Below are 24,135 nucleotides of genomic sequence, written 5' to 3' on the forward strand. Positions count from 1 at the left end.
GAAGTGCTGGGTGCTTCTCTGCACCAAGCAAGCCGACACACCGGAATAGCCGTCAGCCTGCCGATGAGTACTCGTCCTACTCGACACGGACGTCAGCCGCGGCGAGCGACAAGCCAGTCGTGCAAGCGGATCCGAAGACGAAGCCGATTCAGCCACCCAGGCAGTCTTCGTCAGCTTCAGGCCAGGCCGAGAGACAACACAACGATTCCGTCTTCCATCGCGACAGCGATCGCGCCCTGGGGCAAGGAGACGACCGCGTGCACGGGTGCCTCTACATCTATCGCCTTGAGCTGTGCCTGGGTGATCGGATCCCAGAACCGCACCGTCGCATCCTCGCTGCCGGTGGCGAGCAGGATGCGGCCGTCGGACAGTGGCACCGCCGCCATCGCCCTCACCCGACTGGTGTGGCCGGTGAGCGGGTTACCGACCGACTGACCGATGACCGGATCCCACAATTGCACCGTCGCATCCCCGCCAGCAGTGGCGAGCAGGGTACGGCCATCGGGCAGCGGCACCGCCACCACCGCCCCCACCCAGCGAGTGGGGGTAGTGAGCAGGTCGCCGACCGGCTGGCCGGTGGCCACGTCCAACAGGCGCACCATCCGACCCCCACCGGCGATGGCGAGCAGGGTACGGCCATCGGGCAGCGGAACCGCCGCTATCGCCTCCACCGGCTCCACCGCCTCCATCCCACGGGTGTGGGCGGTGAGTGGGTCACCGACCGACTGACCGATGACCGGATCCCACAATTGCACCGTCGCATCCCAGCCCACGGTGGCGAGCACGGCACGGCCATCGGGCATCGGCACCGCCACCACCCAGCCGCTGGCTCCGATGAGCGGATCGCCGACCGGCTGGCCGGTGACCGGGTCCCACAGGCGCATCGTCGGACCTCCACCGGGGATGGCGAGCACGGCACGGCCATCGGGCATCGGCACCGCCGCCATGGCTGCCACCCACTCGGTGCCGGTGAGTGGGTCGCCGACCGGCTGGCCAGTGGCCGGGTCCAACAGTCGCACCATCCGACCCCCACCGGCGATGGCGAGCACGGCACGGCCATCGGGCATCGGCACCGCCGCCATCGCCCTCACCGCGTGGGGGTAGCGGCTGCGGGCCGTGAGCGGGTCGCCGACCGGGTGGCCGGTGGCCGGATCCCACAACCGCACCGTCGCATCCTCGCTGCCGGTGGCGAGCAGGGTGCGGCCGTCGGATAGCGGCACCGCCGCCACACTCAACACCGTCTTGGTGTGGCCGGCGAGCGGGTCGCCGACCGGGTGGCCGGTGGCCGGATCCCACAACCGCACCGTCGCATCCTCGCCGCCGGTGGCGAGCAGGGTGCGGCCGTCGGGCAGCGGCACCGCCGCCACACTCACCGTCTCGGTGTGGGCCGTGAGCGGGTCGCCGACCGGGTGGCCGGTGGCCGGATCCCACAACCGCACCGTCGCATCCTCGCTGCCGGTGGCGAGCAGGGTGCGGCCGCCGGGCAGCGGCACCGCCGCCATCGCCCTCACCCAGTAGGGGAAGGGGGTGTGGGCCTTGAGCGGGTCGCCGACCGGCTGGCCGGTGACCGGATCCCACAACCGCACCGTCGCATCCCGGCCAGCGGTGGCGAGCAGGATGCGACCGTCGGGCAGAGGTATCGCCGCCACAGCCTCCACTGAGTCGGTGTGGCCGGTGAGGGTGCGATGGGTAGGGGCGGGGGTGAGTGCTGCCCAGCGGACGTGCCAGGCGTGCTGGTCGTGTGGTGGTGGTTCGTGGCGGTAGATGTCGCTGGTCGTGGTGTGTCGGGCCATGGCGAGTTGGCGTAGGCCTGGGCGGTCAGCGGAGGCGGCGGTGACGAGGCGGTGGCTGGCGCTGATGACGCCCGTGATGGCAGGTAGCAGTGGGTGGCGGCCGAACGCGGTGCGCCATGCGTCGGCGGCCACCGACGCGGGGTCGAGTCGGTCGAGGACGCCGGGGTGACCGCCGAGCAGAATCCACGCCTGCTCGCCCGCGTGTCCGGCGTGGCCGCTGAGGTAATGGGCGAGGTAGGGGTTGGCGGCCCGCTCGGGGGCTTCGGCCAGGTGGTTGGTCAGTGTCGCGGCGATGGTCTGGTGGGCGTCGGCGGGGAAGTGTTCGACAAAGGTGCGGTGGGCGAGGCGCTGCACGGTCTGGCCGTGTTCGGTGTCGAGCAGCACGTAAGGCGCGGCGGCGTCGAGCACGGTGTGCACCTCGGCGTCGCTGATCTTGTGCGAGGAGAGCGCGGTCGCGATCAGCGCGCACACTCCGTCACGAACCGGTAGTCCACGGCCCTGCGCGTGGGCGAGAGCGCGGAGTATGGGGATGGCGGCCAGGTGGGCGTGGCTAAGCCGAGCGACGGCACGGCGGAACAGACCGCGATGGTCGGTAACCAGCAGCTCGTCGAGTGCGGTTCCGGTCGGTACGGCGCCTGCGGCGAGGATCTCGTGGACGGCTAGGCGGGCGAAGAGGAATTCGTGGCCGCTGACGCCAATGGCGACAGCAGTGTCGGTGACGGCGTCGGTGCGCTCGAATGCCTTGGTCAACCGGCTGGCAACGTAGCGGCCGATGGCCGTGGCGTCGCGGGTGAGGGCGACGATGTCAGTGGCGCGCAACGCGTCGAGCAGGTTGCGACGATCCGACGGTGGCTGGTCCGGGCCCTCGCTGGTGTCGCGGCGGGTACCGACGACGACACGGACGCCATCCAGCGCGCCCAGGCGGCCCAGCAGCGCATTGGCGACGGTGAGCGGGTCAACTGCCTCGTCGAGGGCGTCGGCCAGGATCGTGAGCGGGGCGCGCTGGGCGACGCCGGCGAGGAACCGGCGGAGGCGCTCGGTCAGCGGGGCGGCGGGGTTGAGGCAGTCCAGGGCGAGCTCGTTAGCGACGTGCGCGAGCGCATCCTGTGTGGACAGTCCTGTGAGGTGTATTACAACGGTGAAAGTGTTGTCGGGTGGGCGTTGCGCGGGTTCCAGCTCGGTGATCAGGCCGTGCCGGATGAGGACGGAACGCAGCTGGGGTCGGGTGTGCGTGAGCAGGTTGCCCAGCAGTGCGGACTTGCCCGATCCAGCGGCGCCGGTGACGGCGAGCAGGCCGTGGTCGTGGGTTGCGAGCCAGGTGTTGATGCTCTCCGACTCGGCGCGCCGGCCCTGGAAGTACCAGCTCAGCTCGCCGAGCTCGCCGCCCTGTGCCTTGGGGATGAAATGGCTGCGTTCGTCGGCCGACAGGTCAGCGAGGACGGCGTTGATCTCGTCGATGACGTCCAGCGGGGCGCCGGTGAGCGGGGTGGTGCGGTGCAGCGCGGCATCGTCGGTGATTTTCTTGGGGACCACTTCGGCGCGCGGCAACGTGCGGCGCAGCTCTCCGGCCAGGTCCCACAGGCTGATCCGGTCGCTGGCGCCGAAGTTGTGCCGCAGCACGGACCGCAGCGCGGCGGTGAACCGGCCGAGGGTGGTGGCACCGTCGCCGGAGGTGCCGATTAGCAGGAGCCGTCGGCCGCCCGGCATCGCGTCCACCGCCGCGCTGACCTTCTGGACGAACGCGGCCGACCAGCAGGTGTCGATCACTACGATGTGCCAGTGTGCGCCGGAGTCGCGGCTGCGGGGTGCGATGGCGTGGGCCATGCGGTCGACGCTTATGCCGGGACGGTTTTCGCGTTCGCGGCTGCGGGCGTGCTGCAGGCGTGGATCAGCTCGGTTGGCGCTGGCGTGCCCGACCCAGTAGAGCACTGAGAACGGGTGGTCCGATGAGCTCCAGTCGGCCAGCCGAGATTCCACCGCATCGCTACCCCGGTCTCCCATTGGGACCGGCCAGTCGGTCACCACACCGCCAAAGTCCGCCAACAGGCCAGCCAGTGTGGTCACCTCGGCCTCGACACTGTCCAACGACGGCAGGCCGGGGTCGGAGTACTGGCCGAGCGCAACGGGAAAGATCTCGATGTGCTGATCGGTCACGGCACCGCCAGCAGAAACTGCACGACCGGGGTGCTACCGCCGTCGACCCGCAGCCGGTAGAGACCTGGTCGATCCACCACACCTGAAATCAACAGCTGGCCGTCGCGGCGGTGGGGCATCGGATGATCCACGACCACGTCGGCGTCGGCGTCGGTCAAGGTGCAGGCGACGTGGAAGGGATCGTCGATGCCGCTCAGCGTCCCGGTCCATTCCTGGCCGGGTGCCACGACATCGGGCAACACGAGGCCGATGTCGCCGGCGCCGAGCCGGGGTTCTTTCGCGCCGCGGCCGTGCTGCACGATGTCGCGGGCGAAGGTGACGGCCTCGTCGGACTGTGCCAGCGTGGTGTGTTGCTGAGCCAGCACCGTGTGCCGGTCCTGGTGGTGGGGCAGCGCGGAGTTGCGGGGAACGGTGCCGTCACCGAAACCTTGACTGCGTCGCAGTCGGCCGTGTTCGTCACGGACCAGTTCGCCGTCGTTGTGGAGCTCGAAGGTGTCGTAGGTGCCGGTGGCCATTCCCGCGTTCAGTGTCAACGTCGACATCGTGGGCTGTTCCACACCGATCAGCGCCCAGTGCTGTGGCAACGCATTCGTCACCCGCTCAGTCCGCGCAGTGAAGGCCTCGGTGGCGAGGTCCTCGTCACCGCCTAGCGCCACGACGTCGGAGACAGTGAGGGGACGGACGTCATTAGCGATGTCGACGCATCGGTAGGCGGGCAGCAGGTCGTAGAGTCCCGGCATGGTCGCCGCAGCCGCCCGCAGCTGCTGACGCAGCCGCCCGGACGCCGGGGCGAGCATCAACGCGGCCTTGGCGGCGCCATCGAACGGGGTGCCAAGTGTGACTGTGGCACGAACGTTGTCGGTGGGTGCCATCGCCTGGCACAGCAGTCCGCCCATCGAGTGAGCTACGAGCACGATCCGCGCGTCCGTCCGATCACTGCGCGTCTGCCAGTATTCGAGGTGTGCGTCGATGGCGTCCGCGAGCAGCGCGGCGTTGTGCTTGACCGGCAGCCGCCAGTCGTATGCAAACTCGGCGACCGCGCTGGGATGGCGCACCACACCACGCAGCTCTCGCACCAGTCCGGTGTAGGGCTCAAGCCCGGTCAGTCCGGGCAGGTAGGCGGGAAATTTCAGCAGTCTTACCGGTTTGACCCGGCTCGTGTCGCCGGAGCGTTCCGCGTCGGTGAGCACGAGAGGCCCCATGCCCTGCAGCAAAGTCGACACCGCCAGCTTCGGCCTCAAACCCCAAATCGTCTTGCCCGTGGTGGTGTCCATGAGCTCGCTGCCCATGATGCCGGGCACCACCATCACCGCGTCCGGTGTCATCAGACCTCCTATCGTGACGAGGTGTCACGCAACGTTAACGTCATTGTTGGCGATAGCTGTGTTACATCGCCACGTCGAAAGGGCTTCAAGGGATGGCCACCCGCACGCTGTACTTTGTTCGCCATTCGCGACGGTCATATCACTGAGGCTGTCGACGACCAGCTTGTTCTCGCCATCAAGGTGTGGGCCGATCCCGAGCTCGCCGACCGCGCACTGACCGCGATCACCCTTGGACCACTCACCACTCACCACTCACCACGCGCCGTGACGTCGAGGTCATTGCGCACGAGCTACGGGAACTGTCACGCCGTCGGCCGGATCGCCATCCGCCGTGGGTTCAGTGGTGATCCAGCCCGACTGGGCCTATCGCGGTGCTGCGACGGTCGGCATGCCGAGGTTGACCTGGCGGGTGATGCGCGTCAGCCCGCTTGTCGCGCAGGCACTGGAGGGTCCGGTCGGACCCCAGCAGATACGCCGACGGCAAGATCCAGGGGTACGGCGGCCCGAGCGACGCCCACCTGCACAGCTTCAAACTCCTGCCGGACGGATTCGAGAAGCCCGCCTACCGCGCCGTGCTGACCGCGATCGGCGAAGCCCTTGAACAAGCCGACGCTGACTGAGGGGTTGAGTAGCGGCGATACCGCCATTGCTGCTGATCCCACCGGCGTTAGATACCGGCCAGTCTCTCTTGCCGAGGCGTCCCGCAGTAACCGGGACGGCGTCCCGGTGTGGTCACGCTCTTCTCGCCAGCGTCACACCACGACGCCCGCCTTCGTCGTAGTGTCGATTTCGGGGGGGTCGATGATCGTGTACAGGTTTGGACCAATCTCGGTGGACCGTGCACGAATGGAGTCTTCCCACGTCGTTGGCCACTGCGTGTCGGCCGACCACTTCACACCGGTGAGACGAAGACCAGACAGGTCGACTTCGGTGAGGTTCGCAGCGGTCATATCGGTGACTGCTGTAATCAGCACATCGGCCGCAGCGCACACGTCTCCGCTCAAGTCGAGCAGGTCCTCGGATTCGAGATCCTGGGTCAACGCCGCGATCATGGCCGTAGCTAGAGCCTGGTCAGACGCGAACTTGCCAACTCGGTTGCGAATTTCCGTCCGGGCCTCGTGGAGGGCTGCCTGTAAGGCTTTCTGTAAAAAGGGATTCCCGTCAAGGAGGGTACGAAGTTGGCCTGTGAGTGTGCGCGTTCTTTCGAGAACAAGGTCCTTCACATAGTTGTGAGGCTTGGACGGCAAGCGGGGCTCGAGAATCGCCATCACGCGTGTGAGCTCCTGACTGGCACGCTCAACCTGACGAGTGCCATGGTGGCTAAGCACACCGAATTCGTCACCCGTCAAAGCGGACGACGCGATCTGCACGCTGATGAGAGCCCCGTGGGTTTGCTGGATAGCAACGAAGATGTCATCCTCCCTTGAGGATGGCTTTCTCGATACTGCGCTGGCCAGAACAGCGGCGCGCTCGGCGGCGAGCAGTGCGAAACTTGCGAGCCGATCAGTCTGCTCATCGGACAGTTCGTGCCGCCGCACCGCGATAAATTGCGCGGCGTTGTGAATCTTGCTCAACTCTGCAACGGGATACCAAGTACGGGCCATAAGGCGGTCATAGGCGGGAAGGCAGGCGAATTCGGCGGCAAACGTGCGAAGCGCGCTCGCCTGTGGTTCCGCCACCGAAGGAAGCGCTGCTGGGGCCTCCGGTGCTCTCGCGTCTTTGTCGAAGGCTGAGGTCGAGTCGGCGAGCGCGGCCAGCAGCCTCTGCCACGTCTTACTGGCGGGCGGTGCAGGTGCGGGGGTGAAGGCGGGCGTGGAGTCTGCGAGCGCGGCGAGTAGCCGCCACGTCCTGCTGTTGGGAGTGGCGGGACGCATCCGCAGGGATCGCCCTTCGGGGTTACGTGGCATGGTCGTCACCTCCCTGGCCCTGCTCACTCGAGGGTACGAGCCCTTGGCCGTAGCGGGAAATCTTCTTGACCACGGTGGGCGCGGCCGCGCCCACACCGAAGGCGACGAGTCCGTTGGTCACGATGCCGGCCGTGGTCAATGCCGCCCCGACGGCGGCGGCGATGCCGAGGTGCAGAACGAGCGACACCGTGTAGACCCCGCCGCCTGGTCCGGACGGGCGTTTCCACGGCCACCCCTTCACGCGCTGGGCGGCTTCGAGGAAGACGACGCCCCGGTTCGCCGCGGCTCCGACGAGCCCCCACACCGCGTACAGCCACATGCACCGACCGTACTGGGTCTACGTCAGCCGTGATTGCGGAGCGTCGTTAAAGACTCCGTTCGCTGTCGGGTTCCGATTGCAAGACGGCGGGCATGGGTATCAGCGGGTACCACTTCCTGATGCCGCCCTTCGTGGCGGGCCGGACGAGGGTGACCGCGGCGACTCCGTCGACGTCGACGAGCTTTCTCCCGGGGTCGGCGAGCAGCTGCCCGGCAGTGAACAGCCCGGTCACTGCGCCGTGGCGGGCGGCTGGCCCGCTGCGTGCCAGCGGTCGTTCACCCGCTACGTCAGACCTGACCTGGCTGCTGTCCGCCAGGCCACCGAAACCCTGGCCGGCTTCCGCTGACGCGGTCGGCGTTCGGCGACGTGCCGCTTCGGCATCCATGGTCCGGAAAATGCGAGCGTTTGTCGGCATTCGAAGATTTTAGTGGCCTTTGTTTCGCTGATCGAGTGCACTTGCTCGCCTTCCATTGTCCGTGTGCGATGAAGGCGGGTACATGTTGGACGGGTTCGAATACGTTTCCGATGAGCGTCTCCCGACTGGAAGTCGTTCTCTTCTTCGCTATTTCGGATCAATTCGGAAGGACGGCCATGAAAAAGGCTCGGTATTCTTTGTCCGGTGTTCTCGCCGCGACTGTCCTGCTGGTGGGGATGATCGTGGGTGCGCCGTCGGCGGGTGCGACGGCGGGCGACTTGTGCTCGGCGAGGGCCGGTGGTGCTCCGTTCTGGAGCACGGTCGGCGGGTCGTGGGTCTACACGGTGCCCGCGGGCGGCGGCATCCGGGACGACGGCGGTGTGCAGATCCACAACGGCGTGACCTACCACTGGGGTCACGGCAACGGTCACAGCAGCGCGTGGTTCCGCCTCGACGACAGCACCTGCCACTGACCTCGACGCCGCAGGGTCGAACCAGCTCCTCGGCCAGGGCTGTGACCAGCGAGGAGGCCGGGTACGGGGTGTGGGAATCCCGGCCCGGCTAGAAGGGTCGGCCTTCGGGCCGGGCTCCTCCTCCTGTGGCGGGCACGGCCCCGTTCCCTCACCCGCAGGTTGTGCGTGATCGGTCTGGTCCGCGTCCGTGCGTTCCCGCATTCGGGTGCTGCACGGTCCGGTTTCACTGCCCGGTCTCCGCTGTCCGGGTAGTAACGGATGGTGGGCCACGCGGGCTTTCCGTGGGTCGTGTCAGCGGCCTGCGCGCCACTGATGCGCTCCGATATCGCGATTTGTGCGGTCCGGAGGCATTTCGGCGTACCGAAGGTAATAGGAGCCAGCAGCGGCCCGGTCGTCGGTTGAATCCGTTTACCGTGCTATATCTGTGATCAAATCAAGATTTTGGCGTCAGATGCCCCTATTTGTGCGCGGTAATCCATTGGTCATGGCGTTGAGTGCGAATCGAGTACGAGGTTCCGGGGGACGATCGGCGGCTGATCTTTCGTGCGGAATCGCCCCGGGGTGGTCGCGCTGACGATGACCGTTGCCGGTCGTCCCTCGGCGGACCATGTGGCACCCGAATCCGTGTCGGGGGCACCTCGATCGCACGCGGTGAGCGCCCCGCTGTGACTAACGCGGTTCCGGCCGGCCGGTCTGCCGCGGGGACGTCGATGGAGGAGTACTTCCATGGCACAACGCAGACCGCAGATGTTGGACTCGACGGAGAGGTCGTCGCCGAGCAGCTGATCCGCCCGGGAGTAGACCGGAGACTGGCCGTGCAGGTCGGTCTCGATGCCGGCTGGGGTGCCGAGCAGGATTCCACGCGGTCCAGGATGATTCCGGCCAGCCACGCGATCAGGGCCGCGGGCTGGGGGCGGTCGGCCAGCATCGCCGGGGCGACTCGGGCCGAGACCAGATCACCCAGCCCGGTTACGGCGGCGGGAGTCAGTGGCTCGTAGCGAGGAGCGGTGCGGCGAGCGATCTGGTCGGCGTAGTCGATGCCGTGTTTGCGCAGGTCGGCGTAGATGGTGTCGCGGGAGACGTCGGTGACGCGGGCGAGTTCGGCGACGTTGCGGACGCCGCTGTTCCAGGCCAGCGCGACCAGCTCGGCGCGCAGGTGGGGGAGCCGATCGTGGTGACGGGCCCACTGGAGACCCGGTCGTTGTCCTCCACCCTCGCCGAGGCGATCAGCCCGCGCCCAGTCACCGGCTGGGCGCGCGTCGACGCGGAGATCGCCGAGCTGCGGCGCCACTTCCAGCACGCCCGATCCGAGCAGGACTACCGCAACGTCGGCAACGACTGCGTCATCATCACCGAAGCGCTCAGCCGCCAGGTCTACGACCCGCAGGTTCATCTTCGGGACGGGAAACCGAACCGCCGGTCGGCAGGACTAAGATGCGCATCGAGCGCTTCATCGAGGACGCCCTTCCCGAGCCGAAGAACGCCTAGTTGCGCAAGCTGGCCCGGTCCGCGATCGAGTTCGCTCAGCTGGTCAAGCACCATGACACCACCACGCGGCGGGACGTCGGCGTCGCCGCCGACACTGTGATCCTGCTCGCGAACATCCTCCGCCGCCTGCAGGAGCCAGCCTGACCGACGTGGAGTCCCGGGTCGCGGGGCAGACTGTGCCGATGATGCCCTCGACGTCGTTCTACCTCGGGCCTAGCCGACCCCGCGTCCACCTCGGTACGTGGCGGGAGCTGTGTGCCGCGGCGGACGCCGGGCTGCTGCAGGAGGAGAATCAGTGGCTGGAGTGCAAGCGGGACATCCCCCGAGGTAGCGACAAATCTCGTGAGCTCGCGAAGGATCTCGCGTCCTTGAGCGTCGACGGAGGGGTCATCGTGGTCGGGGCCGTCGACAAGATCGGCGACGCGACTGGCCTGGTCGGTGTCGCCACTCCCGAGAAGTTGTCCGACCGGATCAGCCAGGTCGCCACCGCCGGGATCTCCCCGCCGCTGAACGTCGTGATCGACGTCGTCCGCGACGAACAGGATCCCGCGGGACCGGTGTGTCTGCTCGTGGTGGTCCCGGCGTCGGCAGGTGCCCCGCACATGGTCGACGAGAAGTACTGGGGACGCAGCGCCACGGACAAGCGCGTCCTGGCCGACCATGAGGTGCGCCGGTTGCTAGCCGAACGCACCAGCCGGGTCGCCGACTTCGAGCAACAGTTACGGGCGATGAAGCACGACTTCGAGCCTTTCGGCGAGCACGCCCGGAATTTCGGGCACATCTACCTGTTCGCCAAGCCCGTCATGGCCCCCTCTGTCCAGGTCACCCAGGTGCTCGCCCCGCAGCATCCCGCGAACTGGATCGGCGAGTTCCTGCCGGGCAAGCCCGAGTTCTATCCCGGGTTCACCATGCTCGGCCACGGCGTGCCCCATGCGGAAGGCCTCATGGTCACAGCATCACGCCCGGATGCTCCGTCCGGTGGAGAACCCGGCCTGCTGCAGCTCCTTCTGGACGATCAGGGCGGGATCAGGGTCACCAGTGGCTCCGGCACCCGCAAGAACGGAGGTGAGCGGTGCATCTCCCCGAACTACCACCTGGAGCTCGCCCACCAGTTGGTGAGTGTGTCCGCGGGGATCCTGAACCACTACGCCGCCTCCCGCGGTCTCTGGGACATCGGTGTCCACGCCACCGACTTGCGCGGCCTCAAGTCGACCTTCGCGATGAACGAGGAGCACTACCGATACTCGACCTGGCCGTTTCAGACGACGGACTACACGTGCACGATCAGCGCCAGCACCGACGAGATGCTGGACGCGACGGCGGCCGTCGTCGAGCGGCTTTACGGCCGCTTCGCCCGCGGGCTGGGACTCGACACCGTCCTGTTCCCCTACGACACCTTCGCCCAGATCGGCCAACGAGTACCGCAAGGACACCAGTAGCAGCCGGCGAGCCAGTGGTCTGCCCAGCGGTGGAGGGCGGAGTGGTTCTGGCGGATTACGCGGCTCGCGGCGTCGACCATATGCCGGGCGGGGTGTTCGTCGACTCGGCCGCTGAGGATGAGTGGCTGGCCGCCCAGTCCTGCCGCCACGCCGCGGCCGGTCGGTACGCTCGCCGCCCAGACGTCGTCGAAATGCCGCCCTCGTCATCACGATCACCGATTCTGGATTGGAGCCCGACGCGATGAGCACTCCTGACACCGTAGTGCCGCTCGCACCCGATGCTGATCTGTGCGACGCCGCCGCATCGTCGGGGCGACAGCCCATGCCGTATCGGGAGTTTCCTTGCGGCCCGTGCCCGGTCCGTGCCGACAACTGCGACAGCCCCGACACGAAATTCCCCGCCGAACGATGGCGCGCCCTGGCCAAGACGGTGCGGGACCCCGAAACCGGGCAGCATCCGACGCTCGGTGACCGCATACTCGGCTGTCACAAAGGAGAACCGCGCACTGAAGCCGACCTCGCCTGCGCCGGGTGGCTGGTCCGGTTCGGTGCCGACCATGTCGCGATCCGGCTCGCCGTCGCCACCGGCCGTCTCCCGGCATCCGCGCTGACGCCCGGCGCGAACTGGCCTCCGCTTCACGAGACCTGGGCCGAGATGGTCCGCGAGCACACGTCGACGTGAGCAGCGAGACCTGCGCTGAAGACGAGGAAGGACCACGGCGGTGCCGAACGACAAGCAGCACGAGGGCATGGAGCCCCGGCGGCCTGTGCCGGACGCGAGCCCGCGCGACGCGGCGGTCGATCGGGCTCAGGTCGCTGGCCTTCCGGCGGGTCAGCGACGGCGTCCGGTCATCGCGCGGTCCCGGGGTCCGAGGCTTTCTCGGTCAGGGATTCGTGCACGGTGTTCTTTCCTTTGGTGGCACAGGGTTTGTCACCGTCCACCACGACGACGGACGCCGGCACCACCTCTGGCAGCTCGCCGAAACCGTCACGATCACCACCACTCCGCGCGGCCGGCCCGAACACACCACCGTGCACTCCACCTGGCACACCCTGCACACCACCGCCGCAGCGGCCGAGCAGGCGTTCACCGACGCCGACACCGGTCTTCCGCCGCTGGAAACCGTCGAGGAGATCGCCGCGCAGGCGGGCACGACCCGGGAGGCGGTCGCTCAGGCCATCAGCCGGGGCCGGAAAGCACGTCTGGAGCGGACCACGAAGCACCCGCGCAGCCTCGACAGGACCCGGCCGGACCCCGGCCCGCCCGAATCCGAGACCGTCGGCCGTGCGAACTGGTACGACCCTCGCGCCTTCCTGGCATGGCTGGCCAGCCGTCCGGGACGCGGCCCGGGACGCGGGCACACCAAATCATGAACAGTCCGACGGGCTCCCCGGGCGGTCTCGTGATCTCTCAGAACCGCCGCGATCGCACTGACCTCGTCGTGCTGGTCGGCCACGACGGCCTCGTCGAGTGGTCCTCCCACCGTGACCGCACCGCGGTCGTGGCCATGCTGCGCGATATCGCCGACAACATCGAGGAGGGCACACTGGGCGTCGCACGTGATGCTCATGCGGAGGCGATCGTTGGGGATCGGCTGTTCGGAAGAGTGGTGTGGGCAGTGGCTCGCCGGAGGCTATTGCTGGCTCAGGCAGAGGTGTCTGCGATGTCGCGGCAGTGATTTATGGGGTTCGGCCTGGTGCGGGTAGGGCGGTACGGCTGCCGGCGACTACCGCGAAGAGGTCGCCGAGCGTTTCGACGCGTTCGAGGACGTCGTCTGCGGTGAAGGTCAGGTCGGGGGGTTTTCTGCAGGAGCGGACTTCGTTCCAGGTGATCGGGGTTGCGACGGTGGGCTGTTCGCGGCCTCGTAGTGAGTAGGGTGCGATGGTGGTTTTGGCCGGGTTGTTCTGTGACCAGTCGATGAAGACTCGTCCGTCCCGGGCGGCTTTTGTCATTTTCGCGGTCACCAGGTCGGGAGTTTCCGCGGCGAAGCGGTCGGCGACGGCTTTGGCGTAGGCGGAGGTGCGGTCGGCCTGCCGTACGCGGACGCCGGTGTAGACCTGCATGCCTTTGGAGCCGGACGTGGTGGCGACCGGGGTGAGTCCGTCGGCGGTGAGGAGGTCGTGGAGCCGTTCCGCGACGCGGGCGCAGTCGACGATCGTGGCGCGGGGTCCGGGATCGAGGTCGAACACCAGTCTGTCCGGCATCCGCCGCGACGGCCCGGGACCGACTGTCCACTGTGGCACGTGTAACTCGAGTGCGGCGAGGTTGGCCGTCCACACCAGGGATGCCAGCTCGTGCAGCAGTGGGTAGGTGATGCTCTCGCCGGTGACGCTGCTGCGGGGCAGCTGGACGGTGCGCAGCCAGCTCGGCGCGCCGCGCGGGGCGTTCTTCTCGAAGAATTGTTGCCCGTCGACACCGTCGGGGAACCGGATGGTGGTGACCGGCCTCCCCGCGATGTGGGGGAGGAGCACGGGTGCGATGAGGGAGTAGTAGCGGATCACCTCACCCTTGGTGAATTCGGGGCCGGGGTACAGGACTTTGTCCAGGTTGGACAGTGTGAGTTGCCGTTTTCCCGCCTGCACGGTTACTTTGCTGCCCGCCGATGTCGGTTTTGGTTCCGGACGCGCCACTTTCCCGGCCGGTGGTCTGGGTGAGGCCGGGCCGGGATCGGGGCTCGCGGGGGCGAGTACGTCGGCGGGTTCGCGGTCGTCGCGTAGTCCCCGCCAAGCTGTGTGCCGGAGGCGGCCGGCACTGCGGGTGAATTGCCGGAAGACGACCTCGCCCACCAGGTCGGGCTCGGCCCACAGGGCGGTGCGGGTGTCCTCCCGAGGTGGTTGCGCGGCGAACGGGTGTGTTCGGCGTGCACGTTCGGCAAGGAGCGACTTCAGCCGGGCCCTCTCCGGAGCCTTGAATCCTGTCCCGACGTCGCCGACGTAGACCAGGTCGCCGGTAGCCGGGTCGTGGGCGCCGAGGATGAGGCTGCCGAGTGTCCCTTCGAGACCCCGTTGGCCCTTTCGCCATCCGCAGAGGATCACTTCCTGGGTTTGGATCAAGGGGTGTTTCAGCCACGCATCCGGCCGTTTCCCGGGGATATAGGTGGAGGTCCGCAGTTTCGCGACCAGTCCTTCCGCGCCGTCCGCTGCCGCGCGGTCGAGCAGGTTCTGCGGGGTGAGCCGGTCGGCGGCGAGCTGCTCGAACGTCACCGACGGGACGACGGCGACCCGGTACGGGTCCGGCATCGGGATCTGTTCCAGCGCGGTACGGCGTTCGGCATACGACGCGGTCAGCAGGGACCGGTCGCCGAGCTGGAGCAGATCGAAAGCCAGGAAGCGGACCGGGATGTCGATGAAGGGCTCGGTGTGGCCGGCGAGCTTGCGATGGGACTGGTAGCGGCCGCGTCGCTCCTGCAATGCGCCGAACTCGACCTGGCCGCGGCCGTTGTAGACGACGATCTCGCCGTCGAGCACCGCCGCTGTCCCGTCGAGCGCAGGTCCCAGAACACCGGCCAGTTCGGCGAACTCGGCCGTGAAGTCGATGCCGTTGCGGCTGGTCAGCACCGTCGTACCGTCGGGCGCGACCGCCATGCAGCAGCGATAGCCGTCGAGTTTGTATTCATACGCCCAGCCTGCGGCGCTGCGGAGTCGTCCGCCGTCCGGTTTGGCCAGCATCGGCTCCACCCACGCCGGAACGCGAGATACCCCACCGCCCGGTCGCGTGCCCGCCATCTCGACCGCCTCTCGTCGATCGAGCGGCCAAGACAGCTAGCTGTGACCGCTCGCAGTCACTGCGACTGCGACGGTAACCCGGATGGAGCAGCAGTGCACGGTAACTGCAGGTCAGAGGAGTTTCGTCAGTTGCTTGTCTCGGTAGTACCAGGCGGCTGACGTGTGATCGCCGGCTCGGTGTCAATGTCCGAACCCGTCCGCCACGCGCACGTCCGTTGCGTTCCGTGTTTCTGTGAGCGGCGGAGGTCCAGGGTGGTGGCCGATGGCAGGATGGGGGAATGTCGACGAACCGCGAGGGCTTGTCGGAGTTCCCCGTCGTGGACTCCCAGTCCTGGTCTTCGGTGGGGTCGGTCCATGACGATCTCCTCGAGGCGAAGGCGCTGGTGTACGACCCGAGCGGGTTCACCTGTTCACGGCCGGTAGCCGAGGTGGAGAGTGCTGATTATGGGGCACATGAATTTGCTCTGGATGGCTACGCCATCAGGTTCCGTGCGGCCAAAGTAACCCCGATGAAGGTCGGCCAGTTCGCGACGGTGTGGACGAGGTCCGCTGACGGCCCGATCCAGCCCTTCGACTCGGAGGATCCTGTTGATCTCGTCGTCATCAGTACTCGTGATGGCGGGCACTTCGGGCAGTTCGTGTTCGGGCGAGAGGTGCTCTGCGAACGGGAGATCATGTCGCGAAACGGTATAGGTGGAAAACGGGCGTTCCGCGTCTACCCGCCGTGGGTGACCACGACGAATCCTCAGGCCCGCCGCACGCAGGCATGGCAACTGAACCATTTTCTGCCCATAGGTCACGACGGGCCGGTCGATTTCGCCCGTGCTCACGTGCTCTATCACCCATGAACGACGGCTGCAGTCCCTTCCGTTGCCGCAGCCGGCGCGTTTCGGCATTCATCAGCTCACGGCCGCTCGGCTGACGGTCCGGAGCTGCGGCTGCCGAACTGTGTACCCGCAACCACTGGCCAGCTAGCAACCCCGCGGCTCTGCGCCGCGATTGTCAATCGCTTGACGTTCGAGGCGTCCATCATTGAAACGGCACCGACTCTTCTCGGCTACGCACCACCAAAAGCCGCCGAACCAGCCGAGCCAGCTGACAACCGGCTCGCCGATCATCGTGCCTGGCTGGCATCATGACAGGCATGAACGTGGGCGACCAGGTCGTGTTCCTCGATGACGAACCCGAGCTCAACCTGCCCGAAGGCACCCCAGCCACAGTGACCGCCTTCTACGAACCCGACTACATCGAATTCCAGCTCGCCGACAGCCGCGTCTTCACCGCGCTCGAGTCCTCGCTCGGCGCCGCACCGACCCAGGCCTGACCGCACCGCTACCCTCCGGGCCAGCTGAACGCAGCCGTCAGAACGGCGCGCCCCGCCAGTCCATCTCCATTGACCCACCCGGCGGGACACGGATCAGTCGATCGCGGCGAGCAGGGCTCGGCGGTGGTCGGGCCAGAGCCTCGGCAGATCGCGATCCAGCAGCTCGTCGCCGTCGTGCCACGTCGCGCCAGGGACGTCCGGCGTCCACGGCGGCGGCGGGGAGACTGTAAGGGCGATGTGGACGGTGTAGGTACACGTCCAGGCGTGCAGGGTGTGCGGGGAGCTGATCGGGCGGATCGCGCGCACGATCCGGGTCGTGGCGTCACGGGGGATGTCGACACCGGTTTCGGCGGAGACCTTCCGCGCGGCGGTGGCGAGGATCCCGTCCAGGGTGAGCGGCCGGTCGCCCACGCGCCACTGCGCTGGGGTCCGCCCGACATCAGCGGGAACGCCATACCCGCCGGGCAAGCGGAAGTTTTGGCCACGGGAGATCAGCAGGACACGACACGGTCACGGCCAGCAGGTTGCATTATTCCGGGCACGCGGACTTCGAGAAGCGTTGTTGTCGGCGGCGGTGTCGAGCCACTCGAGTCGCTGGGCTGCTTCCGAGTGCTGAGAACGTTGAAACGCGAGACGGTTTCTCGGCGACACAACGATGTGGTCCTGGACGAAGAGGCCACCGCCGTCCGGGCCGCGGAGACCGGACAGTGGTGGCCGGTCACCCGATCGAGAAGAGAGCGCTGGCTGGACCTGATGTTCGTCGTCGACAGCGGTCCGTCGATGGCGTCGTGGCCCCGAGGCGTCCCGGTCCCACGGTGTCCACCGGAACCGTGCCCGGTACCTGTACTCGAACTGCGGCCATGGTCGCTGGCGCGGTGGGCTGGGCTGATGACCGGCGAGCATTCCGGCTCGACCGAAGGCACCGTCGTGCTCGCCTCAGAGCAGGCTCACCAGTCAGAATCCGGTGACACGCAGAAAACGACGCTTACTCCCGCCGAAAGAGTGCACAGGTTCCGCAGTGTTGCATCGCCGTCGGCGCTACGCTTGGCGCAACTACTCGCGGCGGTGCCGGTCCGTCTCGACGTGGCCAAGCTGGTGGGAAAGCGATTCGTGCCGGAGGCGGGCTGGAGCACCTCATGGAAATTCTGGTGTCGGGGATCATGTACGCTCTCGGACTCAGAGAAGGGAAGTCCACTTGGGACATAAGTCTTCTCTTTTCCCAAGGCAGTCCGGGAATTGCTGTTCGGCAGCGCGCGGTGTTCGAAAGCGGGGCTGGCTGGGCTGCGAAACCTGGTGCTGTGCCAAAATGTCGGCCTGGAAAGGACTTGATCTAGGGCAATAGTGAGAATCTATGTGTGTATCCGTGTGTGAACTTTTGCGCGAATATGAGTTAATGCAGGATTGAATAATTCAAGAAACATGAATATAAAGGTGCACCCAGGCTGTGAGGCAGCCTGGGTGCTGGAACAAACCTGTCGCGTGCAAGCAACTAAGGAGAAGTTCCGTGGCAAAGTCTAGCAGCTTCGGCGAAGAAGCACCGCCGGGGGAGACTCAAAATCGCTGGTCGCGGGTCTGCGCTGGTCTATTTTGGCGAGCCAGGGGGCGGATCGGCGCGTCGAGTCAAGACGTTGTCGAGGCATCCCAGGTGCCCTGGGACGGCCTTGTGGTGCTCTTCGGTGACAAGGAGGTAGCTGAGCGGTTTCACCGCTTCGTGCGCCTGCTTGTGGTCGGAGTGGTGCTCATCGTGGCACTCGTGGCGCTCGTGCTCATCGTTCGTCCTGAGCTGGTGATGATGTTCGCTGATCGCATTGGCCGAAGGTAGGACGCAGGCCCGGTGTGTCGAGGGGAGAGAACACGCCGGGCCTGCGAGCTCGAACCTGCCGGGCCTGCGCGCGAGCGGCTCATTCGCAGCAATCCCGCGATCGTCGGTACGCGCAGAAATCTGGTGACCTTCGCTCGGACTGCCGACGACAGGAGAGGTATCCCCGATACGGACTACGAAAGCCAGAGGATATGCGAACGCTGTCGTTGAGGTGCTGGCTCCGGAGTTCCGTGATCTGGCGGCGCCCGCGACCGTGGGCATCGTGCGTGGGGCCATCGAACGGCAGCTCGACGCGCCGGACGCGATCTTCGAGGTGATTCTCGATCTCCCGTCAGCGAACTGGCGTCTCCGTGCGCATGCCGCGCACCCCGCGCAGGTACGGCTGGCGTGCCACCGCTACCCCTCGACTGCGGCCGACCGTGTTCGGGAAAGCGGTCTCAGCGCAGAACTTGACCGCGTCCACAACTGACCTCGCCCTGGCTGGCATGCTCCGACCACCATACGACCGGTGTCTACAGTGGACGCCAGTGCGCCGGCTCAGCCGAGGACACGGGTGTGCTCCGCGGTTAGCTCGAACGCCACGATCACGATGGTCTCGTGGTGGTCTCGTGGTGGTCTCGGCCGGTAGATCGGCCTGAACGGTCGGCCGGGCCGTCCGGGTGTCGATCGGCGACAGCGGTGGTGCCGAGCGCTGGTGGCGGGGTCAGCAGGTAATCGCGATCCGGGTGCTGGGCCGGTCGATCATCGGTGTCCGCGGCCGGTGCCCGGACCGCCCGAGCCGGTAGGCCGTGATGTACGGGGGCCTTGTCCTTGCCGTGCTCCACTTGCGTATGTGGACTGCGAAGCGGTCGCCGAGCATGGCGGCGTAGGGGCCGAACGCGGCGACGCCCAGCTCGAACCGCGTCGTGGTGGAAGGTTCCTCGGAGGGCTGTTCGCGACGGATCAGATACGCGAGGTTGGACTCTTCCACGATCCCGGGGCTGCCGTCGGGGATCGCCAGGGGGCCAGCTGTTCGCCTGCGTTGCCGGCGAACCCGCAGGCGCCGAGTTCCCTGGCCGCGAGCCGCAGCCACAACGCGCCGAGATCGTCACCGCTTTTGACGGTGACGCCGGTCCACGTCCGGTTGCCAGCGTTGGGCACGAGGGACTGGCCGAGTTCGGTTGGATTGATCCGCTGGTCGGAGTCCCAGATGAGCACCGGGCGTCGCCCAGCGACGGTAAGGACGTCACAGCGTTCGCCGTGCTCACGTCGCTGGCCCAGCTGGTCGGTGACGTCCAGGGGGACAGCCCTGTAGAAGCGGCTGGCGACAGACCGCAGGCAGCCGTTGCCTGGCTTGAAGGCCACGACATGGGTGCCGCCGCGGATCCGGAGCGGCACGACCAGGCGCCCGCGGCCGTTGAGGAGCTGGCGCCAGGCGGGTGAGAGGTCCCATTGCTCCGCGGTGACCACGATGCGGTCATAGCGTGGAAGCCCGACGGTGCCTTTCCTTTTGTGGTGGTGGTGACGTTTCCGGTGAGTCCGGCGCGCTCGGTGAGCAGGTTTGTCAGGTAGCCCGGTCCGATTTGGAGGACTCGGTGACCGGGCTCGAGGTCGAGCTGGTCGGTGAGCATCGTGAGGAGTCGCGTATCGGGGCTTCTGGTCGCGGTGGGGGCTTCGACGGTCGGTGCGGGACAGCTAGGCAAGGACCGTCGTGTGTTCTGGGTTGTTCCCGTGTCGTTCATGCCTTTCTCTCCGCTGCACGACGACGTGGTGAGGCGGGCTGGAGCAGTGGCAGTGCCGGGCTGTGCTCGTCTCGCCCTGAGCGGGCTCGTCCGGCCGGTGATGTCCCGGTGTGCTCCGTCAGCTGGAAGCGCTTGACGACCTTCCACTGGTAACAGCATTCGGTGGGGCTCTGCCGGACCCAGGCGAGGACGAGCGTGCGGACCATCACGAATGCGTGGCTTGGTCGGACACGCCGCAGGACACTGCTGAAATCCTCGGTCTCCTGATCGCAGCTGGCGTAGACGAGGGCCATGTGGCAGGGGCGGGTGTCGTGCCCGATCGCGCCGGGACCGCACACTCGGGCGATGACGGTACGCACGTCGTCGACCAGGTCGCTGAACGGATCCTCGGGGGAGTCGTCGAATGGGCCATCGCTGAGGGGTTCGTGGTCGAGCACGATGCCGCGCTGGCCGATGACCGGGGATCCCATCCACAGCGGGAACGCGGGCCGATCACGGAGCAGGATGGTCAGGTCGTCGACGAGCTTCGTCACCGTCGTCCTGCCGATCGGCGGTGTGTCGTAGAGACCGTGATTGATCGGCTGAATCGTCACGTGCAATCCCGCATCCGGCACAGGCGTGCTGGTGCCGGGAAACGGGGACACGACTGTGCGGACGCCGTCGAGGAGCGTCGCCAACCGGGAACCCGTACCTGTTGCGGCATCGCGGTGGAGGTCGGGCACGGCGAGCAGGGTGAGTTCCTTGTGGCCGCCGGGCCACCGGCGCTCACCTTCGAAAGCACTTCTCATAACGGCGTGTGAGTCCCTTTCCGGTCGGGGTGGCTTCGAGCGTTTCGCGATCAGCGTCCGTGCGTCTGGCGAGCGAGATCCGCACCGCGGTGGCGCGGCTAGTCGCAACCGACGGTGGCCAGGGTGACCCGTGTGGCGCGGTCGCGTGGTGTGATGCTCAGGCCCCAGATCTCGGCGCGGGCCGGGGACTGCCAGCTCTGTCCGGTCCTGGTGAACCGCAACTGGCCGCCCCGGGATCCGGTGAGGGTCACGACGTCGGTGGTGATGCTGAGCGCGGCATCCGAGTCGGTGTATTCCGTTCCGGTCAGGCACCCGCCTCGGTAGTCCCGCACCCCGGCCCAGGTGTTCGGTGCGAACCCGGTGTCCGCGGGCTGTCCCGCGGCGACCAGTCCGAGCGCCACGAGGACGGGGACCAGGCTTGTCGATGCGCGCAGCAAGGAGTTGCGGAAGAACCTCGACGTCGCCAGCACCCATCCCAGGGCCGCGCCGGCGACGCCCGCCGCCGCGATTGTGCCGGGCCACCATGGCATCGACAGGTAAAGCCTGCCGCTCCACGTTGCCAGCCCGGCGCCGGCGGCGATGGTCGATCCCCAGCACACCGCGGCGACCTCCCGCATCGCAGCCTGTGTGTCGTCGCGGCGGTCCCAATGGGCGATGAGATGGCGGCGCGGGGCGAACGATCGCCGACCGCGTACGCGGTCGGCGCGACCAGGACGAATCACGGCGCGGCGGAGCAGCGGCCGGTCCCTGCCGGCGGCGGGCGGCCACAAGCGAGTCTTCCTGTGCTCCCGCCTGCCTGGTAGCAGTGGAGGCGGTGTGGCGTGTGGGTCGGGCTCGTTCATGCTGTGTCTCTTTCTCAGCCGCACGAGCGGCCGTTTCGTGAGGAGTGCGGGGTCCGAACGGGCGCGGGATCACTCGGGCGGGGAATCAGCGGCTCGACAGTTCAGGAGGCGTTCCGCTATCGCGGCGAGCTGGCTGCGTGACTGGCGCGCGAGGAGGTCGTCGGCGTCGATTCCGTAGCGCCGGCCGACGCTGTCGGCCAAGCCGGCCGTGATGGAGTGTTTGCCGTTCAGGATCTTGGAGATGTTCCTGGGGTCGTATCCGACCGTGACGGCGAACCGGCTCTGGCTTAACCCGGTGTCGGCGACGACCGCACGGAGCACCTCGATCGCCGAGGCGCTGTCGTCGAAGGCGTGGCCGACTGGATGTCGGTTCACTGCCGATGGTGATCCGGCTGCGGAGGTGATGTGATCCCGGTCGGCCGTGATGGTGGCCAGCGCGGTGCGGTTCTGGCGGATCAACAGGTCGAGCGGGTCGAGCTCGTAGTGCTGTGCGGCGGCGTGTGCGAGTTCCGGGGTGATGCGGCTACTGCCGTTCAGCACGCGACTGATCGTCGCGCAGGGGTACCCGACGGAGGCCGCGAAGTCCTCCCGGGTCGCGCCGCTGCGGGCGAAGACGTCGACCAGCACGTCACGAGCGGTGAGAAGAGGTGTGTTCGCCGTGCCGCGGGGTGTGCTGTGCGGGGTGACGGCCGTGGGCGGGTCATCAGGTTCGGTGTCGGCTCGGGACGTGGTCACGTGGGGGACGCGGCAGACAGCGGCGAGGGTGAAGGGTGGACGCGGGTACTGGGTGGTGTCCGGGCTCGGCCAGCAACTCTGGCTGGAGACCCCCGGTGCCAGAAGGTCCAGATCGGCCAGCCGCGTCGCGAACTGGGCGGGCGTGCAGGTCCTGGGGTGCGGAGGAACGCAGCGCTGGTAGGCACGGCACCAGCGGGCCGTATCGTCGCGCAGCGCCTTGCGCGTGGACGGTGTGATCCCAAGCAGCAGGGGCCGGTCGGTCAGGTGCGTGACCGCGACGATGCTGCCCGGCGGCAGGTGTTTGGTGAGGGAACGGATTATGGTGCGCGGGGCGCGGCCTTCGAAGAAGTGCAGGATATCGACCATCAGGACGCACACTGGCCGGTCGAGGTCGAGGAGCTTGGCCCGGCGGAGACGGCGGAGCATCCAGGGAATCGCGAAGCAGTTCCCGCGCACCGCGGTGGCCCGGAGGTCCCGGTGCGGGGATCGGCGTAGCCAGGCGCGATTGAAGTCGTGGACACGTTTGTCGTTGTCCACGAACACGATGCTCGGCGCGGTGCCCGCGCTGGAAGGAGTGTCGGTGAGAGCGGCGTAGGCGGCGTTGGTGCAGGCGAGTCCGGAGCCGAGGTCCAGGAACTGTGTGATGCCCTCGGCGACGGCGTGGTCGACGACACGTGCGGTGAACTGGTCGCGTTCGCGCACCGCGGCCGGTGCGGCCAGGGAGATGTGTGTGAGCTCGTCGGCCAGCCGCCGGTCGTTCGGCGTGGCCTGATCACCGTTGCGCAGCACGTTGTCGACCAGGGCAGGGTGCGGACGCTTACTACACGGAGTCGGCAGGGCAGTCCAGTACCTCTGGTAGTCGACGCGCTTGGCGGAAGTGTGGAAACTCAGGCAGCACCCGAACAACGCGGGGCACGGACCGCCCCAGAACGGCCCGCGTTCGTCCCGCCACGTCTCGACCGGACGGTTCACACCCGGGTCTCCGCCTGTCGCGAGGGTGCCGCCGGCGGCGGCGCGAGCGATCAGTATGTCGTCTCCCCGCCGAAGGTGCCCGGGGCGAGAAGCCTGGCCGCCGAGTCGGTCTCAGGCAGGGCGCCGGCCGCCAGCCGGGCGATGGTCTGCCGGTAGGGCGCGAGGTGATCCGGGGCGTCCAGGACCAGCATCGCCGTCGGCGTGTAGACGGTGACGACGTCGTGGCCGTGGTCGTCCTGGAACAGGGTGAAGCCCGGCATGGCGGTGACGTACGCATCTGCCGGGAGGATTCTGAGGTGGCAGCGTGGGTGCCGGACCAAGGTGTGGAAGTGGAGTCGCTGCTCGGCCGCGACCCGGCCCGGCAACGCCTGACTCAGAACCGTCTCGTTGATGTACGCCGTCGTGACCGGTCCTGTTGGCCGGCTGAGGATTGTCTGGCGTTCCTGGCGTGCGGCTGCCCCGTTGCGGACCGTCTTCTTCGCCAGAAGATTGTTGTCGCGCAACATGGTCGCGGTGTATCCGGCGGTCTGTATCAGGTGCGGCAGCCGATGTGGCTCGTATGCAATGATCGTGCTGGCGCTAGCACCGAGATAGCTGAGCGTCGGCAACATGTCGGGAAGACCCGGCGGGTGGAACTGGACGCTGTAGGCCCGCGGGGAAAGATCAGCCACAGCGGACACCCGGTCGATCTCCTCGGGAATCGCCTCGGCCGCAACCAGAAACCGGGCCACGTCCAGGCCCGCGGCGGTGATGTGCCCGCTGACCATGCGGCTCGTTTTCGCAGGGTTCCACCCGAGTTCGCCCGCGATCACTCCTCGAGTCCGCGGCGATCGCTGCAAGGCGCTCGACAACGCGGCACCGATCTCACGGCTCTGAACCGAGGATCTTTCGA

25 protein-coding genes are annotated in these 24,135 nt (G+C 67.5%); 12 read left to right on the forward strand and 13 right to left on the reverse strand.

Annotated features, from left to right (window positions below; translation table 11 throughout):
• Positions 1 to 176: 176 nt before the first annotated feature.
• Entirely contained in the window at positions 177 to 3,947 is a 3,771-nt protein-coding gene (locus ACLJRL_RS29185; RefSeq protein WP_410659519.1) for a hypothetical protein, read from the reverse strand.
• Positions 3,944 to 5,272, reverse strand: a complete 1,329-nt coding sequence (locus ACLJRL_RS29190; RefSeq protein ID WP_410659520.1) for a lipase/acyltransferase domain-containing protein — start codon at positions 5,270 to 5,272, stop codon at positions 3,944 to 3,946. The genes ACLJRL_RS29185 and ACLJRL_RS29190 overlap by 4 nt, the downstream gene beginning before the upstream one ends.
• A 428-nt stretch (positions 5,273 to 5,700) precedes the next feature.
• Here ACLJRL_RS29190 and ACLJRL_RS29195 point away from each other — a divergent pair, with 428 nt between their 5' ends.
• The gene (locus ACLJRL_RS29195; protein ID WP_410659521.1) at positions 5,701 to 5,892 is read left to right on the forward strand and encodes a hypothetical protein; all 192 of its coding nucleotides are present in this window, start codon (positions 5,701 to 5,703) and stop codon (positions 5,890 to 5,892) included.
• A 132-nt stretch (positions 5,893 to 6,024) separates the two neighbouring features.
• Here ACLJRL_RS29195 and ACLJRL_RS29200 read toward each other — a convergent pair whose 3' ends face one another.
• Together ACLJRL_RS29200 and ACLJRL_RS29205 are read right to left on the reverse strand one after the other, a co-directional pair.
• On the reverse strand, positions 6,025 to 7,179 hold the full coding sequence (locus ACLJRL_RS29200; protein WP_410659522.1) for a hypothetical protein: 1,155 nt from the start codon (positions 7,177 to 7,179) through the stop codon (positions 6,025 to 6,027).
• Complete coding sequence (locus ACLJRL_RS29205; RefSeq protein WP_410659523.1) at positions 7,169 to 7,498, reverse strand: hypothetical protein; 330 nt, start codon at positions 7,496 to 7,498, stop codon at positions 7,169 to 7,171. The genes ACLJRL_RS29200 and ACLJRL_RS29205 overlap by 11 nt, the downstream gene beginning before the upstream one ends.
• 76 nt (positions 7,499 to 7,574) lie before the next feature.
• Here ACLJRL_RS29205 and ACLJRL_RS29210 point away from each other — a divergent pair, with 76 nt between their 5' ends.
• Both ACLJRL_RS29210 and ACLJRL_RS29215 read left to right on the forward strand, forming a co-directional pair.
• Positions 7,575 to 7,844, forward strand: coding sequence for a hypothetical protein (locus tag ACLJRL_RS29210; RefSeq protein ID WP_410659524.1), 270 nt, complete (start codon positions 7,575 to 7,577; stop codon positions 7,842 to 7,844).
• Between the two features lie 245 nt (positions 7,845 to 8,089).
• On the forward strand, positions 8,090 to 8,386 hold the full coding sequence (locus ACLJRL_RS29215; RefSeq protein ID WP_410659525.1) for a hypothetical protein: 297 nt from the start codon (positions 8,090 to 8,092) through the stop codon (positions 8,384 to 8,386).
• A 457-nt stretch (positions 8,387 to 8,843) separates the two neighbouring features.
• On the opposite strand, the gene ACLJRL_RS29220 is transcribed toward ACLJRL_RS29215, so the two are convergent.
• Complete coding sequence (locus ACLJRL_RS29220) at positions 8,844 to 9,686, reverse strand: hypothetical protein (RefSeq protein ID WP_410659526.1); 843 nt, start codon at positions 9,684 to 9,686, stop codon at positions 8,844 to 8,846.
• Positions 9,687 to 9,874: 188 nt separating this feature from the next.
• Between ACLJRL_RS29220 and ACLJRL_RS29225 the strand changes: the two genes are divergently transcribed.
• From ACLJRL_RS29225 to ACLJRL_RS29245, 5 genes are all read left to right on the forward strand, one after another.
• Positions 9,875 to 10,018, forward strand: coding sequence for a hypothetical protein (locus ACLJRL_RS29225; protein ID WP_410659527.1), 144 nt, complete (start codon positions 9,875 to 9,877; stop codon positions 10,016 to 10,018).
• 5 nt (positions 10,019 to 10,023) lie between these two features.
• Positions 10,024 to 11,313, forward strand: a complete 1,290-nt coding sequence (locus ACLJRL_RS29230) for a helix-turn-helix domain-containing protein (RefSeq protein WP_410659528.1) — start codon at positions 10,024 to 10,026, stop codon at positions 11,311 to 11,313.
• 241 nt (positions 11,314 to 11,554) lie between these two features.
• Positions 11,555 to 11,995 (forward strand): DUF6283 family protein, encoded by a 441-nt coding sequence (locus ACLJRL_RS29235; protein WP_410659529.1) that lies wholly within the window; start codon positions 11,555 to 11,557, stop codon positions 11,993 to 11,995.
• A 212-nt stretch (positions 11,996 to 12,207) separates the two neighbouring features.
• Positions 12,208 to 12,687: a hypothetical protein gene (locus ACLJRL_RS29240; RefSeq protein ID WP_410659530.1), complete on the forward strand. Its 480-nt coding sequence runs from the start codon at positions 12,208 to 12,210 to the stop codon at positions 12,685 to 12,687.
• Between the two features lie 29 nt (positions 12,688 to 12,716).
• Entirely contained in the window at positions 12,717 to 12,992 is a 276-nt protein-coding gene (locus ACLJRL_RS29245) for a hypothetical protein (RefSeq protein WP_410659531.1), read from the forward strand.
• A 1-nt stretch (position 12,993) separates the two neighbouring features.
• Here ACLJRL_RS29245 and ligD read toward each other — a convergent pair whose 3' ends face one another.
• Positions 12,994 to 14,982 (reverse strand): DNA ligase D, encoded by a 1,989-nt coding sequence (ligD, locus tag ACLJRL_RS29250; protein WP_410659532.1) that lies wholly within the window; start codon positions 14,980 to 14,982, stop codon positions 12,994 to 12,996.
• A gap of 335 nt (positions 14,983 to 15,317) precedes the next feature.
• On the opposite strand from ligD, the gene ACLJRL_RS29255 reads away from it, so the two are divergent.
• Both ACLJRL_RS29255 and ACLJRL_RS29260 read left to right on the forward strand, forming a co-directional pair.
• Positions 15,318 to 15,887, forward strand: coding sequence for a MepB family protein (locus ACLJRL_RS29255; protein ID WP_410659533.1), 570 nt, complete (start codon positions 15,318 to 15,320; stop codon positions 15,885 to 15,887).
• A gap of 296 nt (positions 15,888 to 16,183) precedes the next feature.
• On the forward strand, positions 16,184 to 16,363 hold the full coding sequence (locus ACLJRL_RS29260) for a hypothetical protein (protein ID WP_410659534.1): 180 nt from the start codon (positions 16,184 to 16,186) through the stop codon (positions 16,361 to 16,363).
• Positions 16,364 to 16,456: 93 nt separating this feature from the next.
• On the opposite strand, the gene ACLJRL_RS29265 is transcribed toward ACLJRL_RS29260, so the two are convergent.
• Positions 16,457 to 16,774: a hypothetical protein gene (locus ACLJRL_RS29265; RefSeq protein WP_410659535.1), complete on the reverse strand. Its 318-nt coding sequence runs from the start codon at positions 16,772 to 16,774 to the stop codon at positions 16,457 to 16,459.
• 1,093 nt (positions 16,775 to 17,867) lie between these two features.
• Here ACLJRL_RS29265 and ACLJRL_RS29270 point away from each other — a divergent pair.
• Positions 17,868 to 18,185, forward strand: a complete 318-nt coding sequence (locus tag ACLJRL_RS29270; RefSeq protein ID WP_410659536.1) for a hypothetical protein — start codon at positions 17,868 to 17,870, stop codon at positions 18,183 to 18,185.
• A 211-nt stretch (positions 18,186 to 18,396) separates the two neighbouring features.
• Positions 18,397 to 18,654 (forward strand): hypothetical protein, encoded by a 258-nt coding sequence (locus ACLJRL_RS29275; RefSeq protein WP_410659537.1) that lies wholly within the window; start codon positions 18,397 to 18,399, stop codon positions 18,652 to 18,654.
• Between the two features lie 234 nt (positions 18,655 to 18,888).
• Here the strand turns inward: ACLJRL_RS29275 and ACLJRL_RS29280 are convergent, their stop codons facing one another.
• The 6 genes from ACLJRL_RS29280 to ACLJRL_RS29305 form a co-directional block, all read right to left on the reverse strand.
• Complete coding sequence (locus ACLJRL_RS29280) at positions 18,889 to 19,155, reverse strand: hypothetical protein (protein ID WP_410659538.1); 267 nt, start codon at positions 19,153 to 19,155, stop codon at positions 18,889 to 18,891.
• Positions 19,128 to 19,634, reverse strand: a complete 507-nt coding sequence (locus ACLJRL_RS29285) for a hypothetical protein (RefSeq protein ID WP_410659539.1) — start codon at positions 19,632 to 19,634, stop codon at positions 19,128 to 19,130. Before ACLJRL_RS29285 ends, ACLJRL_RS29280 begins: the two co-directional genes overlap by 28 nt.
• A 268-nt stretch (positions 19,635 to 19,902) precedes the next feature.
• Complete coding sequence (locus tag ACLJRL_RS29290; RefSeq protein ID WP_410659540.1) at positions 19,903 to 20,694, reverse strand: hypothetical protein; 792 nt, start codon at positions 20,692 to 20,694, stop codon at positions 19,903 to 19,905.
• Positions 20,695 to 20,792: 98 nt separating this feature from the next.
• A complete protein-coding gene (locus tag ACLJRL_RS29295; protein ID WP_410659541.1) occupies positions 20,793 to 21,311 on the reverse strand; it encodes a hypothetical protein in 519 nt (172 codons plus the stop codon).
• A gap of 294 nt (positions 21,312 to 21,605) precedes the next feature.
• The gene (locus tag ACLJRL_RS29300; RefSeq protein WP_410659542.1) at positions 21,606 to 23,243 is read right to left on the reverse strand and encodes an SAM-dependent methyltransferase; all 1,638 of its coding nucleotides are present in this window, start codon (positions 23,241 to 23,243) and stop codon (positions 21,606 to 21,608) included.
• A 50-nt stretch (positions 23,244 to 23,293) separates the two neighbouring features.
• Positions 23,294 to 24,055: a DUF5753 domain-containing protein gene (locus ACLJRL_RS29305; protein ID WP_410659543.1), complete on the reverse strand. Its 762-nt coding sequence runs from the start codon at positions 24,053 to 24,055 to the stop codon at positions 23,294 to 23,296.
• Positions 24,056 to 24,135 lie beyond the last annotated feature (80 nt).

The sequence above is a fragment of the Amycolatopsis sp. lyj-112 genome, assembly GCF_046549055.1.
GTDB lineage: Bacteria > Actinomycetota > Actinomycetes > Mycobacteriales > Pseudonocardiaceae > Amycolatopsis.

Coding starts and splice junctions, on each gene's coding strand:
- ACLJRL_RS29190 (WP_410659520.1), bottom strand. CDS start 5,272: ATGACACCGGACGCGGTGATGGTGGTGCCCGGCATCATGGGCAGCGAG.
- ACLJRL_RS29200 (WP_410659522.1), bottom strand. CDS start 7,179: ATGCCACGTAACCCCGAAGGGCGATCCCTGCGGATGCGTCCCGCCACT.
- ACLJRL_RS29205 (WP_410659523.1), bottom strand. CDS start 7,498: ATGTGGCTGTACGCGGTGTGGGGGCTCGTCGGAGCCGCGGCGAACCGG.
- ACLJRL_RS29215 (WP_410659525.1), top strand. CDS start 8,090: ATGAAAAAGGCTCGGTATTCTTTGTCCGGTGTTCTCGCCGCGACTGTC.
- ACLJRL_RS29235 (WP_410659529.1), top strand. CDS start 11,555: ATGAGCACTCCTGACACCGTAGTGCCGCTCGCACCCGATGCTGATCTG.
- ligD (WP_410659532.1), bottom strand. CDS start 14,982: ATGCTGGCCAAACCGGACGGCGGACGACTCCGCAGCGCCGCAGGCTGG.
- ACLJRL_RS29255 (WP_410659533.1), top strand. CDS start 15,318: ATGTCGACGAACCGCGAGGGCTTGTCGGAGTTCCCCGTCGTGGACTCC.
- ACLJRL_RS29260 (WP_410659534.1), top strand. CDS start 16,184: ATGAACGTGGGCGACCAGGTCGTGTTCCTCGATGACGAACCCGAGCTC.
- ACLJRL_RS29290 (WP_410659540.1), bottom strand. CDS start 20,694: ATGAGAAGTGCTTTCGAAGGTGAGCGCCGGTGGCCCGGCGGCCACAAG.
- ACLJRL_RS29295 (WP_410659541.1), bottom strand. CDS start 21,311: ATGCGGGAGGTCGCCGCGGTGTGCTGGGGATCGACCATCGCCGCCGGC.